The 14,530-nt window shown below is 63.8% G+C and carries 14 protein-coding genes; 6 read left to right on the top strand and 8 right to left on the bottom strand.

Features of this window, described 5'->3' with window-relative positions; translation table 11 throughout:
* Positions 1-6: 6 nt before the first annotated feature.
* The 6 genes from ACEWPL_RS10325 to ACEWPL_RS10300 are packed head-to-tail and all read right to left on the bottom strand — an operon-like array spanning position 7 to position 6,904.
* Entirely contained in the window at positions 7-1,608 is a 1,602-nt protein-coding gene (locus ACEWPL_RS10325; RefSeq protein WP_393934404.1) for a GMC family oxidoreductase, read from the bottom strand.
* Positions 1,609-1,613: 5 nt separating this feature from the next.
* Positions 1,614-2,432: an ABC transporter permease gene (locus ACEWPL_RS10320; RefSeq protein WP_393934405.1), complete on the bottom strand. Its 819-nt coding sequence runs from the start codon at positions 2,430-2,432 to the stop codon at positions 1,614-1,616.
* Positions 2,432-3,328 (bottom strand): ABC transporter permease, encoded by an 897-nt coding sequence (locus ACEWPL_RS10315; protein WP_393934406.1) that lies wholly within the window; start codon positions 3,326-3,328, stop codon positions 2,432-2,434. The genes ACEWPL_RS10320 and ACEWPL_RS10315 overlap by 1 nt, the downstream gene beginning before the upstream one ends.
* On the bottom strand, positions 3,329-4,456 hold the full coding sequence (locus ACEWPL_RS10310; RefSeq protein ID WP_393934407.1) for an ABC transporter ATP-binding protein: 1,128 nt from the start codon (positions 4,454-4,456) through the stop codon (positions 3,329-3,331).
* A gap of 26 nt (positions 4,457-4,482) precedes the next feature.
* Complete coding sequence (locus ACEWPL_RS10305) at positions 4,483-5,523, bottom strand: ABC transporter substrate-binding protein (protein ID WP_393934408.1); 1,041 nt, start codon at positions 5,521-5,523, stop codon at positions 4,483-4,485.
* Positions 5,524-5,581: 58 nt separating this feature from the next.
* Positions 5,582-6,904, bottom strand: coding sequence for an NAD(P)/FAD-dependent oxidoreductase (locus ACEWPL_RS10300; protein WP_393934409.1), 1,323 nt, complete (start codon positions 6,902-6,904; stop codon positions 5,582-5,584).
* Positions 6,905-7,027: 123 nt separating this feature from the next.
* Here ACEWPL_RS10300 and ACEWPL_RS10295 point away from each other — a divergent pair, with 123 nt between their 5' ends.
* The 6 genes from ACEWPL_RS10295 to ACEWPL_RS10270 all read left to right on the top strand — a co-directional run bounded on the left by ACEWPL_RS10295 (position 7,028) and on the right by ACEWPL_RS10270 (position 11,451).
* Positions 7,028-7,930, top strand: a complete 903-nt coding sequence (locus ACEWPL_RS10295) for a LysR family transcriptional regulator (protein ID WP_393934410.1) — start codon at positions 7,028-7,030, stop codon at positions 7,928-7,930.
* A 213-nt stretch (positions 7,931-8,143) separates the two neighbouring features.
* Positions 8,144-9,241 carry an LPS export ABC transporter permease LptG gene (gene lptG, locus ACEWPL_RS10290; RefSeq protein WP_393934411.1) on the top strand — a complete coding sequence of 366 codons (1,098 nt, stop codon included), beginning with the start codon at positions 8,144-8,146 and terminating at the stop codon, positions 9,239-9,241.
* A 146-nt stretch (positions 9,242-9,387) separates the two neighbouring features.
* Positions 9,388-9,639 (top strand): PepSY domain-containing protein, encoded by a 252-nt coding sequence (locus tag ACEWPL_RS10285; RefSeq protein ID WP_393934412.1) that lies wholly within the window; start codon positions 9,388-9,390, stop codon positions 9,637-9,639.
* An 8-nt stretch (positions 9,640-9,647) separates the two neighbouring features.
* Positions 9,648-10,223: a cytochrome b/b6 domain-containing protein gene (locus ACEWPL_RS10280; protein WP_393934413.1), complete on the top strand. Its 576-nt coding sequence runs from the start codon at positions 9,648-9,650 to the stop codon at positions 10,221-10,223.
* Positions 10,220-10,753, top strand: coding sequence for a helix-turn-helix transcriptional regulator (locus ACEWPL_RS10275; protein WP_393934414.1), 534 nt, complete (start codon positions 10,220-10,222; stop codon positions 10,751-10,753). Before ACEWPL_RS10280 ends, ACEWPL_RS10275 begins: the two co-directional genes overlap by 4 nt.
* Positions 10,750-11,451, top strand: coding sequence for a VIT1/CCC1 transporter family protein (locus ACEWPL_RS10270; RefSeq protein ID WP_393934415.1), 702 nt, complete (start codon positions 10,750-10,752; stop codon positions 11,449-11,451). The genes ACEWPL_RS10275 and ACEWPL_RS10270 overlap by 4 nt, the downstream gene beginning before the upstream one ends.
* A 35-nt stretch (positions 11,452-11,486) precedes the next feature.
* Here ACEWPL_RS10270 and ACEWPL_RS10265 read toward each other — a convergent pair whose 3' ends face one another.
* Both ACEWPL_RS10265 and ACEWPL_RS10260 read right to left on the bottom strand, forming a co-directional pair.
* Complete coding sequence (locus ACEWPL_RS10265) at positions 11,487-13,535, bottom strand: sulfatase-like hydrolase/transferase (RefSeq protein ID WP_393934416.1); 2,049 nt, start codon at positions 13,533-13,535, stop codon at positions 11,487-11,489.
* A complete protein-coding gene (locus ACEWPL_RS10260; protein WP_393934417.1) occupies positions 13,535-14,530 on the bottom strand; it encodes a glycosyltransferase family 2 protein in 996 nt (331 codons plus the stop codon). The genes ACEWPL_RS10265 and ACEWPL_RS10260 overlap by 1 nt, the downstream gene beginning before the upstream one ends.

The following is a 14,530-nucleotide window of genomic DNA, read 5'->3' as shown; positions in this document are numbered from 1 at the left end:
CAGTCTCTATCCTTGGGTAATGAGGTCAAACGCACGCTCGCCCACCATAACGGCGGGGGCGTTGGTATTGCCTGTGGGGATGGTGGGAAAGATCGACGCATCGGCGACCCGCAGGCCGGAAATGCCATGCACCCGCAGCTTGGGATCGACGACCGACGTCGCGGCGTCCTGCCCCATTCGGCAGGTGCCGCATTGATGGAACACGGTCCAGGAGTCGCGGCGCGCAAAATCGAGGATCTCGTCATCGGTTTGGCACTCCGGGCCGGGATCGAGTTCCGTCTCTATCACGCGGGCCAGAGACGGCATCGACGCGATGCGCCGCACCTCGCGCGTGCCGCGGATCATCAGATCGCGGTCATGCTCGGTCGCCAGGTATCCGCCACGCATGACGGGCGGCGCCATCGGGTCTGGCGAACGCAGGGTAATGCTCCCCCGGCTGGTCGGCTTGGCCGGGTTGAAGCCGATGCGCACCGCCGGAAAGGGATCGGGACTCATCAGCGGGCGCTTGCCGGTGGGCGCGCTGGAATAACTGAGCGGCGAGAAATAAAGCTGCGTGTCGGGCGGCCCGTCACCCTCCCCCAGCCGGACAAAGCCGCCGCCCTGATTGAGGCTCATCGCCAGCGGGCCGGATTGGCGCAGCACGTATTGCATCCCCGCCAGCGCCTTGCCCCACCAGGGCCGCAGCACCTGATTGAGGCTGGCGCTATTCGTGCGGAAGAGATGATCGCTGCCAAGGTGATCCATCAGGTTCTGCCCGACATGTGGACTGTCCTGCACCACCTCGATGCCATGCTCGCGCAGATGCGCGGCGGGGCCAATCCCGGACAGCATCATGAGTTGCGGCGTGTTGATGGCCCCGCCGCTGAGAATGACCTCGGTGCCATAAGCGGTCTTCGTCTTGCCGCGCTGGACATATTCGATGCCGGTCGCGCGCTTGCCCTCCATCAGCACGCGCGTCGCCATCGCGCCCGTCTCGATGCGCAGGTTCTTCAGCTTGCGTGCCGCCAGGAGGTAAGCTTGCGCGGTCGAGGCGCGGCGGCCGCCGGCGGTTGAAATCTGGTAGAAACACGCGCCCTCAAGGGCGGCGCCATTATAGTCGGTGTTGGTCGGAATCCCCGCCTCTTCCGCGGCCTTCACATAGGCACGCGTCAGCGGGTGCATCCAGCCGTCCATGCCGGTCACGCTCAGCGGTCCGTCGCCGCCGCGATGCTCGCAGGCGCCGCCCGAGAATTTCTCGAGCCGCCGGAACACGGGCGCCACATCCTCCCAGCCCCAGCCCGGCGCGGCGGCACCCCACTCGGCATAGTCATTCGGGTGCCCGCGCACCCAGACCATCGCGTTGATCGCCGAGGAGCCGCCCAGCACCTTGCCGCGCGGCCAGTAGATGGGCCGCCCGTTCAGTTCAGGCTCGGCCTCGGTCGTGTATTTCCAGTTGAAGCGCGCGTCGTAGAAGACCTTGCCATAGCTTAGAGGGATGTTGACCCACGGATGCCGCCCTGTGCCGCCCGCCTCCAGCAGCAGCACCGATTTGCCGATGCCCGCCAGCCGCGCGGCCAGCACCGCGCCTGCCGATCCTGCGCCAACGATGATATAGTCATGACGTGTCATAGTCGTCAGGACTTATCACGCCCGAATAGCGAGGCAAGGACCATCATCACCGTCGTCACGAGGATCATGATCGTCGAGATTGCGGCGATCGTCGGGTCGATTTGATCGCGCAGCGCGTTGAACATGTTGCGCGTCAGCGTCGGGTTGTCCCCGCCCGAGATGAACATGGCGATCACCACCTCGTCGAAGGACGCAAGGAACGACAGCAGCATCGACGTGACCACCGCGAATCGGATCTGCGGCAGCGTGATCGTCAGAAACGCCTTCCAGCGCGGCGCGCCAAGGGCCCGCGCGGCATTCTCAAGGTTCATGTCAAACCCCTTGAGCGCCGATCCGGTCACGATGACGACCAGTGGGGTCGCCAAAAGGCTATGCGCCAGTACGAGGCCGGTGATCGTGTAAAGGATCTGCAATTTGACATAGGCATAGAAGGCGCCGATGGCGATCAGCACCACGGGGACCATCATCGGCGTGATGAAAAGGACAAAAGCCGCGCGGATATAAGGCAGCTTGGATGCGTGCAGCGCATAGGCCGCCAGCACGCCGATGGGCGTCGCCACCAGCATCGTCAAAACGGCGGTTTTCAGTGAGGTGCGCGTCGCCAGCATCCATTCCTCGGATCCGAAATAGTGCCGATACCAGCGCAGCGACCATGTCTCGGGCGGGAATTCCAGGTATTGCGAATCCGAGAAGGACATCGGGATCACGATCAGCGTCGGCAACACCAGAAGCGTCATCGCGATCACGGCAAAGACATAGAGCCAGAGGCGCTGGCCATGAGTCACTTGCGTCTCTGACGCGGGGGATTTGAGCCAGGTCAGCATCAGTGACCTCCCCCCGCCATCTGCTCGAGCCTCAGGAAACGCGATGCGATCCAGAGGATGATCCCCGTCATCACCAGAAGGACCACGCCGAGGGCGCTGGCCGCCCCCCAGTTCACGAAAAGCTCAATGTTCGAGACGATCTTCATCGACACCATGATGACGCGCCCACCCCCCAGCACGGCAGGCGTCACGAAGAAGCCAAGGCAAAGCACGAAGACCATGAGGGATCCGGCGAAAAGGCCGGGTGTCGAAAGCGGAAAGAACACCGTCCAGAAGGCGCGCTTGGGACTGGCGCCAAGGTTGGACGCTGCCTTGAGGTAGTCGGCATCTATAGCCCGCATCGCACCATAGACCGGTAGGATCAGGAACGGCAGCATGATATGCACCATGCCGATCAGCGTGCCGGTCATGTTATGCACGAATTTCAGCGGCTCGTCCCAGAGGCCCAGACTGATCGCCCACTGGTTCACCAGACCCTGCTTTTGCAGCAGCACCAGCCACGCATAGGTGCGCACCAGAAGCGAGGTCCAGAAGGGCAGAAGCACGGTGACAAGGCACAGCCCCGCCCATTTGGCCGGAAGCTGCGACATGAAATAGGCCAGCGGATAGCCGATCAGGATACAGAGCGCGGTGGTAAAAATGCTGACCTGAAAGGTGGTGATAAAGATGCGCATGTAGGATTTGCGCGACACCATCCGCTCGTAATTCTCCAGCGAGAAGTTCCCGTCGGCGCCGACGAAGGACACATAGAAGAGCCAGCCCACCGGGATGACGAGTATCACCAGCACCAGCAGCAAGGCGGGCGAGCCGAGGCCGAAGAGCTTCCACCGCTCCATCCGCTCGTCGCGGCGCAGCCCGGCTGCATGCATGTCGCTGGGGATATCGGTGACGGCCATCTAGCTGCCCCCATCCGCGATGACGACCGTATCGGCCTTGTGAAGACCCAATTTCACGGTGTCTCCGGCGCGCGGCAATCCTGCGAAGGTGCCCTCGCGGATCGCGCCGCGCACGGCGATCTCGCTGCTGTCCTTCAGCCGCGCATACAGCAGGTAACTCTCGCCCTGATAGACCAGCTCGGTCACGGTGGCGTCAAAGACATTCGTGTCTTCAGGCACCTCGCCCACCAGCAGGCGTGCCCGCTCGGGGCGCACCATCAGGAGGAGCGATTGAGCATCAGGCACGGCGCCATCCATCTGCAAGGCCATGTCCCCAAACTTGACCCCCGCCCCATCCCGCGTGACGGGCAGGAAGCTGGAATCGCCGATGAAATCCGCAACGAACTTGTTTTCGGGTCGGTCATAGAGTTTTTGAGGCTCGGCCAGTTGCATGATCTTGCCGTGGTTCACCACGGCGATCCGGTCGGACATGGTCAGCGCCTCGCGCTGGTCATGGGTCACATAGACGGTGGTCATACCCAACTGTTCATGCAGGTGGCGCAGCTCGATCTGCATGCGGTCGCGCAGTTTTTTATCCAGCGCCGACAGCGGCTCGTCCATCAGCAGAATCCGCGGCTCGAACACGATGGAGCGCGCCAGCGCCACGCGCTGTTTCTGCCCGCCCGACAGCTGCTCGATCCCGCGGTTGCCATAACCGCCCAACTGGACCAGCTCCAGCGCGCGTTCGATCCGCTCGGCCTGCTCGGATTTGGAAACACCGCGCAGGCGCAGCGGATAGCCGACATTCCCGGCCACGGTCATATGCGGGAAAAGCGCGTAGTTCTGAAACACCATGCCCACGCCGCGCAGATGCGGCGCGGTGCGGATCATCTCATCCTCGCCGAACCGCAGACTGCCCTTGTCGGGCCGGGTAAAGCCCGCCAGCACCATCAGCAGCGTCGTCTTGCCCGAGCCTGAAGGGCCAAGCAGGGTCAAGAACTCGCCACTTTTCACGTCCAACGACACATCGTCCAGCGCATGCACGCGGCCATAGGTCTTGGTCACGCCGCGCACGGTGATGGGCAGGGCTTCAGCTTGGCTGGTCAATATCTTGCTCCCTCTTTTTATCGTTGGGTGCGCGGGCAGCATGCACCGCCCGCGCGCCGGACCGTCGCTTACTCGGTCAGCATCTCTTGATACATCTCAGCCGCGATCTGCTCCCATTCGGCATACCATTCCAGCGAAATGGCCAGCTGCTTGTCCATGTTCTCGGGCGCCGACGGCAGGGTCGCCGCAACTTCGGCGCTGATCTCGCCGGTATCATAGGCGTCCGAGTTGGTCGGGCCGTAGGTGATGTATTTGGGCAGATCGTCCTGATACTCGGCCTTCGAGATCTCGGCGATGAACTCCATCGCCAGGTCCTTGTTGGGCGCGCCCTTGGGAATGGCGAAGCAGTCGTAATCAAGCAGACCCTGATCATAGAAATAGGACACCTCGGCGCCATCCGCCTTGGCATTGTCGAACCGCCCGTTCCAGCCGGTCGACATATCCACCTCGCCATCCTTCATCAGCTGCGCATGCTGCGCGCCCGAGGTCCAGAAAACGGCGATATTCGGCTTCAGCTCGCGGATCTTGTCCAGCGCGCGCTCGATGCCCTCCTCGCTGCTCAGCTCGGCATAGACATCCTCGGGGGCCACGCCCAGCGCCAGCATCGCAGGCTCCAAAGCGCCCGAAACGGTGCCGCGATAGGCACGGGAGCCGGGGAATTTCTCGGTATCCCAGAAATCGGCCCAGCCGCGCGGGCCGTCCTCGCCGAACTTCGCTGTCGAGAACGCGGGCACGACCGAGAAGACGTCACCGCCCACGCAGTACTCGCTATAGAATTCCTCGGGGAAACTGCTGACGTCGATCACGTCATAATCCAGCGGCTCCAGCAGGCCCTCGGCCCCGGCGCGCGCCGCCGATCCCGATCCGCTGGCGACGACATCCAGCGTCACCTGCCCCGAGGAGACCTGCAGGCGCACGTCGGACATGCCGCCATAGGTCTCTTGTTTGACGGTGTTGCCGGTCGCCGCCTCATAGGGCTCAAAGAGGGCCTTGCTCTGCGCCTCCTGGTAGGAGCCGCCCCAGCTGGCCACGGTCAGCTCCTTGCCTTGCGCCAATGCGGTCGTGGCCATCAGGCCCGCCGCCACGGTCAATGCGATCTTGAGTTTCATCTTTCTCTCCTCTGTTGGTTGAATGGCCCCGGTATTCCGGTGGCCTTTGGGGTTCGTTTTATCCTGCCATGGCGCGGTCCCTTTGTCGCGCGTCGTTCCAGCGATACCAGGCCACGGCAGCAGGCAGGAACCAGGGCCGCCCGGTATAGAAGGGCCGCGTCGGAAAGGGCAGATCGTCAAAGGCCGTGCGCCCGTCGGCCAGGCCCAGCACCTTTTGCCCCAGGCGCATGCCCAGATAGCTGGCCATCGACACGCCCGAGCCGCAATAGCCCATCGCGTAGTGCACGCCGTCATGGGTGCCGGTATGGGCCAGCTCGTCAAAGGTATAGGCAACGGTGCCCATCCAGCTATGGCTGATGCGGGTGCCGCTCAACTCGGGGAAGATTCGGCACATATCCTTGTGCAGGCGCGGGCCGCTGACCGTCGTATCCGTCTCGCCAGCCGAGACCCGGCCTCCGAAAAGGATACGCGTGCGATCCGGCGAGGCGCGGTAATAATAGACCACCTTGCAGGTGTCGCTGGCGATCCGGTCGGTCGGGAAGAGCCGATCCATCAGGTCCTTATCCAGCGGCTCGGTCGCGATGATGTAGCTGCCGATGGGAATGACGCGGCGCTGCTGCCAAGGCGTCACGCCCGTGGTATAGCCGTTGGTCGCCACGATCACGTCGCGCGCGCGCACTACGCCGCAGGGGGTGCGCACCTCATGCCCCGTGGGGCCCGAGGTGATGCCCGTTACCGGCGTCTGCCCCATGATTTGCGCGCCCGCGCCAGTCGCGCTACGGATCAGGCCATGGACGTAACGCGCCGGGTTCACCGCCGCATGGGCCGGGAAAAGCGCGGCGCCATGATAGGCGTCGGTGCCCAACTCGCGGCGCTGCTCGGCGCGGGGGATCATTTCGACCTCGATGCGTTCCGTGCGGCGCAGCACCTCGGCATCGCGGGCAAGCTCCTCATAGGCAGCCGGCGTGTGTGCCGCGTGAAACCGCCCGGCCCGGCGGAAATCGCAATCGATGTTCTCGGCCTCGATGCGCTCGCCCATCCACTCGAGCGCCGAGCGTCCCTCGGCGCGGATCGCCCGCGCGCGCTCCATCCCGTGGCGCGCTGCCAGTTTTTCCAGCGTCGGCTTGATCGAGGTGCTGATCTGCCCCCCATTGCGACTGCTACAGCCCCAACCCGGCGTCTCGGCCTCCAGCACCAGCGTGCTGCGTCCGCCGCGCGCCGTCTCGATCGCGGCATTGAGGCCGGTGTAGCCCGACCCGACGATGACGACATCCACCTCGCGCGGCAGATCGCCCGCCGACACCTCGGGCGCGTTCAGCCCGTCCAGCCAGTAGGAGCTGGCGGACCAATTCGGCATCCACAGATTCTCAGTAGCATTCATGCTGTGTCGTTCCTTGGGCCCGTCGATCCGACCAACGTTAGGAACAGCCGTTGAATTTAGCAATTTAATATGCGAAATATTTAATTTCGATTTACTTATATTAGGCGAGGCACCGTACCGCTCATGGCCCTTAAAATTCGCCATCTCGAAGTCTTCAACGCCATGTTCGAAGCCGGGTCCGTCAGCAACGCTGCGCAACGTCTTAACCTGACCCAGCCCGCCGTCAGCATCGCGCTCGGCAATCTGGAGGAGGAGTTGGGCTTTCGCCTCTTTCACCGCAACCGCGGGTTCTTTGCCCCGACCGGAGAGGCCATGCAGTTGCGCGACGAAATCAGCCAGGGCCTGATGGCTTTGGCCCGCGTCGAGCAGCGCGCCGATGACATCCGCCAGGGCTGGGCAGGCGGGCTGAGCATTGCAACCAATGGCGCGCTGGCGATGAATTTCCTGCCCCAGATCATCGCGGATTTTCAGGCCAAGCATCCCGGCACCCATGTCGCGCTGCGTGTACACTCCTCGCGCCAGATCGCCGACTGGACGGCCAGTGGCCAGGTCGATATCGGGCTGATCGACACGCCGGTGCCGGTCGCCGGGCTTCAGGCTGAGGTATTCGGCATGGAATGTGTGTGCATCATGCAAGAGGGCGACGAGTTGACCGCACAGAAGGTCATCAGTCCCGCGCATCTGGCAGGGCGCGGCATGGTCGGGGTCAATGGCGATCACGTTACGGACCGTCAGCTGAAACGCCTGATGGTCGAGGCGGGCATGCCCCTGCGCTACCGCGCCTTCAGCTACTACTACGCTATTGCGCGCGGCATGGTTGCGGCGGGGGGCGGGCTGGCCATAGTCGACCCGATCAACGCGCGCGCGCCGTTGAATGACGGTGTTGTCTGGCGCCCCTTCGCGCCACTGGTCCGGCACGAAACGGCGATGATCACCTCGCGCGATCACCCGCTCGCGCAGGGGGGTGTCCGGATGCAGGATTTCCTGCGCAAGCGCATCGCATCCTACTGCCTGCCTGGCGGCTAGGCGATAACCTTCCTCGCTGAGCCCATAAAATCAGGCCCAGAATTGCTTCTGCGCGCATACGGCCCGCGATATTGCCAAATGGTATAGGTGCCGCCACGTTCGAGTCAGTCGCGGGGCCTCAAGCATCATCTCAAAACTCTATGAGGTGGGCATGTTTCCAACATCCAGCGCGCGGTCGATGCGCGGCCATTGCGAACAGCGGGCGCGGCCGAAATGAGGTTGCATCGCTACTTTGCCCGCAGGTTTCTAACGACCTTTCTGGGGGTGTTGGTCACCATTGCCGCGATTCTGGCGCTGATCGACCTGATGAACCAGGTCGGGCGCTATACCGGCACGGGCTTGGGGTTTGGCGGCATGCTCGAGCTTGTCCTGCTGAGCACGCCGGAGACGCTTTATGAGTTCATGCCGCTGATCATGATCCTGTCGTCGCTTGCGCTGTTCCTCCGGCTGGCGCGGTCCTCCGAGCTGGTAGTCACGCGCGCGCTGGGCTGGTCCGCGCTGCGGGTGCTGATCGCACCGATCGCGATATCGCTGCTGATCGGCGCGCTGGTCGTGACGGTGATCAACCCGCTCGTGACCGGCGCATCCGGCCGGTATGACAAGCTGAGCGCGCGGTATCGCAGCGGCGAGCAAAACAGCTTTTCGCTCAGCGCGGATGGCCTCTGGTTGCGGCAGGGCACCGAAGAGGGGCAGGCGGTGATCCACGCGGACTCGGCCAATTCCGACGGGACCGAATTCGAGACCGTCACGTTCCTGATGTTCGACAGAAACGGCAAGCCGGTCGAGCGGATCGGCGCGCGCACGGCCCGGCTGGGCGCAGGGTATTGGGAGCTGAGCGGCGCCAAGGACTGGCCCTTGGCCGACACGGTCAACCCCGAAGCCGCCTATCGCCGATATGACGTGATGCGCATTCCGACCACCTTGACCAAAGAGCGTATTGCCGCCTCGCTGGGCACGCCGGCCTCGGTCTCGTTCTGGAACATGCCGGCCTATATCGCACAGCTCAGCCGCGCGGGATTTTCGACGCGCCGCGCCCTCGTCTGGCTGCAGACCGAACTGGCGCGCCCCCTTTTCCTTGCCACGATGGTGCTGATCGGGGCCGCGTTCACGATGCGCCATGCCCGGTCGGGCCATACCGGCCTGATGGTGCTCTTCGCGGTGCTATCCGGCTTTGCGCTCTATTTCATCCGGAACTTTGCGCTGGTTCTGGGCGAGAATGGGCAGTTGCCCATCCTGATCGCTGCATGGGCGCCGCCCGCCGCCGGTGCGATGCTGGCGCTAGGGCTGATCCTGCATCTGGAGGACGGATAATGCCGTTCCAAAAAGGCCCCGAAAGGCTGCATACGCCCGCGCTTATCCCGCCGGGCATAAGCCCCCGGCCACTACACGCGGCCCAAGTCGGCGCGCACATAACCAGCACCGCCATGATGGCACATTAACCCCGAAAGGACTATCCAATGCGTAAATTTCTGATCGCTCTCACCATGATCATCGCCGCCCCCGTTCTGGCCGAAGAGGTCACCCAAGGCGCCACTTTGGGCACCACGATGGACGAGGTGAAAGCCAGCCTCACCGAGATGGGCTATGACGTCCGCAAGGTAGAGATGGAGGACGGCAAGATCGAAGCCTATGCCGTCATGGGCAGCAAGATGAGCGAGATCTACGTCGATGCTGCATCCGGCGAAGTCACCAAGATCGACGACAACTGATGCAGGCCGTGCAAACAGGCAAAACCAAAAGTCGCGGGCAAAGGGGCGCCCGCGACATCCTGGTCTGGGATCCGCTTGTTCGCCTGATTCACTGGACCGTCGTGCTTATGGTGCTGATCAACGCGGCCATCGTGGAGCATGACAGCCAGATACACCTCTGGGCCGGGTACACGATCATTGCACTGGTGGCGGTCCGGATGATGTGGGGCCTTGTCGGCACGCGATTTGCGAGGTTCTCGGCCTTTCCGCCCAGCCCGCGGCGCGCGCTGCGCCACGTGCAAGGAATGCGCGGCGGCGACCGGACGGTGCATCTGTCGCATAACCCGCTGGGTGCCTTGATGGTCTACAATATCTGGGCAACGGTGTTGGCCCTAGGCGTGACCGGCTACATGATGGGCACCGTCCGGTTTTTCGGGATCGAATGGGTCGAAGAGCTGCACGAGCTTGCCTATGGCTGGTTGCTGGCCTCGATCGCGGCCCATATCGCTGGCGTCATCTTTGATACCTGGCGCTCGGGCGTGCCGCTGGTGAAGGCAATGTTTCACGGGCGCAAGCGCATTCCCGATGATAGACTGGTGGAATGACAGGCAGGCACTCCCTACCAGCAAAAGACCGACGGCGGGCGATATCGCTCGCCGTCATCATTCTGGTGCAATCGCTTTGCGCCGCCTTTTTCGCCAGTGACATCATCGCGGATCTGCGCCGGGGGTTTCACGGCGACATCCATCTGAAGATCGAGGCCATCGCGACGGTGGCGCTGATCTTTGGCGTCGTCTTCATGATGATCGAACTACGCGGCGTGATGACCCGGCTCGAGCAGATGGACCGCGGATTGCGCGCGGCGCGGGGCGAGATGTCGCAGATCATCGAGACTTTCTTTGACGAGTGGGATTTGACGCCGTCCGAAAAGGACGTCGCCCTGCTGATCCTCAAGGGCTTTGACAACGAAGCGATTGCCGGGTTTCGCGGGACCGCGGCGGGCACGATCAGGGCGCAATCCGCGCGGATCTATGCCAAGGCGCGTGTTGACGGGCGCGCGCAACTCTTCAGTGTCCTTCTGGAAGAACTGCTGGCAGAAGACACGCCGCCAAACCCGAGCGAGGACGCATCATGAGCGCAGCCCATATCGAACACCACAACGTCTCGCGGATCGGCTGGCTGCGCGCCGCGGTTCTGGGGGCGAATGACGGCATCGTCTCGACGGCCAGCATTATCGTCGGCGTGGCCGCCGCCGCAGGCAGCGTGACCGAAGTCCTTCTGGCCGGAACCGCCGGCCTTGTGGCCGGCGCGATGTCGATGGCGGCGGGCGAATATGTCTCGGTCAGCTCGCAGGCGGATACCGAGAAGGCCGATCTGGCGATCGAGCGCCGCGAGCTGGCCGCGAACCCCAAGGAAGAACTGCGGGAACTGGCCGCGACATTCACCGCGCGGGGCGTCAGCACGCAGACTGCGCTGCAGGTCGCCGAAGAGCTGACCGCGCATGACGCGCTGGACGCCCACGCGCGCGAAGAGCTGGGCATAACCGAGGTGGCTTCGGCGCAACCGCTGCTGGCGGCCTTCGCCTCGGCGCTCAGCTTTTCCCTTGGGGCGGCGCCGCCTCTGGCGATGGTGCCTTTCGTGCCGATGGACCAGATCGGCCTTTACGTGTCGGTCGCGACGATCTTCCTGCTGGCGATTCTGGGCGCCCTGGGCGCCAAGGCGGGCGGGGCCAGCCTGGGCCGGGGCGCCCTGCGCGTGATGTTCTGGGGCGGCGCCGCGATGGCGGCCACGGCACTGGTGGGCAAGCTCTTCGATGTGACCATGGTCGGCTGACCCAAGATCAGGCCGGGACGATCACCCACCGCGCGTCATCGCGTGGCAATCTGCTGGGCACTCGTGCAGGATGCAAAGATATCGAGGGTCGGGTCCCGCTCGGCGGTTTCGACATTCAACATCCCAAGGACGGAATGAAAGAAGTTGTCATGCGAGATCGCGCCTTGGCCGGGCGCATCCGCGCAGTCATACCCCAGCTGCATGTCAGCCTGAAACCGCTCTGACATCCAGACGACCATCGGCACCGTCTTTTGCGTGGCGGGGGCGATCCAGTAGGGCGCGGCGTGCAGGAACAGACCGCTTTCGCCCAGCGATTCACCATGATCCGAGACATAGAGCAGCGCCGTGTCCAGGTCGGAGCTATCCGCCAGCCAGTCGATGGTCCGGGCCAGTTGCAGATCGGTATAGGCGGCCGCATTGTCATAGGCGTTGACGATTTCCTCAGGTGCGCAGGCCGCCAGATCGGCCTCGCGGCAATCTGGCAGGAAACGCGCGAAGCCTTGGGGATAGCGCTCGAAATAGGCGGGGCCGTGATTGCCGATCTGGTGCAGCACGATCACCGTGTCGCGCGTGATGCTCGCCGCGCGCGCCCTAAGCTTTTTCAACAAGATGCCGTCGTTGCACTCACCGCCCTGGCAAAACTCGGCGTCGTCGGCGCGGTTGAAATTCTGGTAGGGAATGCGCGCGGCGACGCCCATGTCGCCGGTATTCCCATCCATCCATTCCACATCGTATCCCGCACGTTTCAGCACGTCCAAAAGGTTTTCCTGCGCGCCAGCCGCCTCGGGCGTGAACTCCTGCCGCGGATATCTGGAGAACATGCAGGGGATCGAGATGGCCGTGGACGTGCCGCAGGACTGCACGCCCGCAATCGGCAGGATGTCGCGCTGTGCCAGCTCGGGGGCGGTGTCCCGGGCATAGCCGCTCAGGCCCCAATTCTGGTCGCTCAGCGTCTCGCCGATGACAAGCACGGCCAGCACGGGGCGCATGGCACGGCGCAGGGCCGGTCCCTTCTGCGCGTCGAGGCCGATCCTCGTGAACTCCAGCGACCGCGCGCGCCATTTCATCTGGGCATATTGCAGCAGGCTCTGAACCGTTGATTCAGGATGCAGGATCTGGCGCATCCCCGGCGATTGCTTCACGCCGAAGGAAAAGACCTGATACTGGCTGTACGCCGCGCCCCCAAAGATCAGCACGCAGACCGACAGTAGCCCAAGATGGCGTCGCACCGCGACCCCGAAAGGCGGGTGCGACACCCGCACCATTGCAATCAACAACGAGGGCAGCAGCGCATCGGCGGCCATGTATTCCAGGTAGGCGGCGGTAAAGAGGCTGCGGGATTCGTTGGCGGTGGTCCCGAGGATGTTCTGGATCATCTCGCGGTCGATGATGATGCCCATATTTTCGTGGTAGTAGGAGGCCCCGGCTGCGATCAGGATGTTGGCGATCAGAAAGGGTTTGAGCAGCCAGCGATTGGTGAAGACCAGCACGTAGATCATCGTGAAGGCCCAGATGCCGATCCCGAAGAGGGCAAGCAGGGCAGGCCGGTCACCGAAAAGGTCGTAGGCGCGCTGCCAGAAAGAGGTGCTGAACATGGCCAGCATCCAGATATTCGCCACGATCACCAGAAGCAGGCCGGGTATCGTGGGCCGCATCGCCCAGAGGCCGAAGGCCCGCCCCCACAAACCGCCGGACGGTATCGCGTCGGGCCGGGACGGGGCAAAGGCCCAGGCCCGGCAGAGCGCGAAACTGCCGCAGGCGACAACGCCCGTCGAGGTGACAAGGGCGGCGCTGGGCGGCAGGGCATGACGCGCCAGAAGCGCTGCCAATATCGCCTCATTCGCGACGAAGGCGGCGAGCGCCGTGACCGCAAAGCGCGTCAGAGAGCGCGCCATCGAGGGGCCTTCGGGACAGAAGGTATAGCCGAAATGGCCCGCAAAGCTGACGAAGAACGCGATGCAGAACGCAGCCGCATTCGCGATGACCGGCGCCCAGCCCGCATGGATCAGCGTCACGCCGACCAGCAAATGGATCAACGTCGCCGCCCCCCCGATCAGCGCAAAGCGCGCAAGCTGTCCCAGCATCAGCGCGGCACCGTATTGCTGGCGATTTCCTCTGCGATGATGAAGCCCGGGCGGCCCTTGACCTCGATGAAGACGCGGCTGAGATATTCGCCCAGAACCCCGATCGAGATCAGCTGAACCCCGCCCAGCAGGCAGACCGCGACCACCAGTGTCGACCAGCCCTGCACGTCCACGCCGAACAGGATCGTGCGCAGCGTGATCCAGAGGCCATAGAGGATAGACAGGGCCGCGATGCCCATGCCGATGCCGGTCCACATCCGCAGCGGCCAGTCGGTGAAGGAGGTGAGGCCCGTCAACGCCAGGCGAAAAAGTCCGGCAAAGCCGAATTTCGAGCTGCCGCTCCGGCGCGGCGCCAGTTCGATCGGCACGGCGACCGAGCGGAAGCCGACCCAGCCGTAGAGCCCTTTCATGAAGCGGTCACGCTCGGGCAGGGAGCAAAGCGCATCGACGACGCGGCGGTCCATCAGGCGAAAATCGCGCGCATCGGGCGGGATGTGCACCTTGTTGCCAAGGCCCAGCAGCCCGTAGAACAGGCGGGTGAAGGTCCGCTTGGCGCGCGGTTCGTCCTCGCGGTGGGCGCGGGTGGCATAGACCATCTCGAACCCCGCGCGATATTGCGCCAACATCGGGCCAAGATGGCTGATCGGCTCTTGCAGGTCGGCGTCGAGGATGACCACCGCCGCCCCCGATGCACGCCCCAGCCCGGCCATGATGGCCTGCTCCTTGCCGAAATTCCGCGACAGGCGCAGCACGCGCACGGGCGCATCCCCGGCCATCGCAATCGCCGTCTCGCAGGTGGCATCCGTGCTGCCGTCATCCACGATCAGGATCTCGTGGCTCTGGCCCAGCCGAACAGCCTCGGCATGGACGCGGGCAATCGTCTCGGCAATGTTGCCCGCCTCATTGTGGGCGGGGATGACAAAGGACAGATCGGGGGACCTAGCGACATCTTTTCGAGGATGCACAAGGGCGATCGGCGATACGGGATGGATCAT

Origin of the sequence: Roseovarius roseus (assembly GCF_043355935.2) — a bacterium.
GTDB lineage: Bacteria > Pseudomonadota > Alphaproteobacteria > Rhodobacterales > Rhodobacteraceae > Roseovarius > Roseovarius roseus.
The sequence above is the reverse complement of the archived record's forward strand: the minus strand, read 5'-3'. Positions and strand labels throughout refer to the sequence as shown.

What these genes read in the sequence shown, in the direction of transcription:
- ACEWPL_RS10260 (WP_393934417.1), bottom strand. Translation starts at nt 14,530, where the DNA reads ATGATCCATCCCGTATCGCCGATCGCCCTTGTGCATCCTCGAAAAGAT.
- ACEWPL_RS10325 (WP_393934404.1), bottom strand. Translation starts at nt 1,608, where the DNA reads ATGACACGTCATGACTATATCATCGTTGGCGCAGGATCGGCAGGCGCG.
- ACEWPL_RS10275 (WP_393934414.1), top strand. Translation starts at nt 10,220, where the DNA reads ATGACAGGCAGGCACTCCCTACCAGCAAAAGACCGACGGCGGGCGATA.
- ACEWPL_RS10285 (WP_393934412.1), top strand. Translation starts at nt 9,388, where the DNA reads ATGCGTAAATTTCTGATCGCTCTCACCATGATCATCGCCGCCCCCGTT.
- ACEWPL_RS10310 (WP_393934407.1), bottom strand. Translation starts at nt 4,456, where the DNA reads ATGCTGCCCGCGCACCCAACGATAAAAAGAGGGAGCAAGATATTGACC.
- ACEWPL_RS10265 (WP_393934416.1), bottom strand. Translation starts at nt 13,535, where the DNA reads ATGCTGGGACAGCTTGCGCGCTTTGCGCTGATCGGGGGGGCGGCGACG.
- ACEWPL_RS10305 (WP_393934408.1), bottom strand. Translation starts at nt 5,523, where the DNA reads ATGAAACTCAAGATCGCATTGACCGTGGCGGCGGGCCTGATGGCCACG.
- ACEWPL_RS10295 (WP_393934410.1), top strand. Translation starts at nt 7,028, where the DNA reads ATGGCCCTTAAAATTCGCCATCTCGAAGTCTTCAACGCCATGTTCGAA.
- lptG (WP_393934411.1), top strand. Translation starts at nt 8,144, where the DNA reads ATGAGGTTGCATCGCTACTTTGCCCGCAGGTTTCTAACGACCTTTCTG.
- ACEWPL_RS10270 (WP_393934415.1), top strand. Translation starts at nt 10,750, where the DNA reads ATGAGCGCAGCCCATATCGAACACCACAACGTCTCGCGGATCGGCTGG.
- ACEWPL_RS10300 (WP_393934409.1), bottom strand. Translation starts at nt 6,904, where the DNA reads ATGAATGCTACTGAGAATCTGTGGATGCCGAATTGGTCCGCCAGCTCC.
- ACEWPL_RS10315 (WP_393934406.1), bottom strand. Translation starts at nt 3,328, where the DNA reads ATGGCCGTCACCGATATCCCCAGCGACATGCATGCAGCCGGGCTGCGC.
- ACEWPL_RS10320 (WP_393934405.1), bottom strand. Translation starts at nt 2,432, where the DNA reads ATGCTGACCTGGCTCAAATCCCCCGCGTCAGAGACGCAAGTGACTCAT.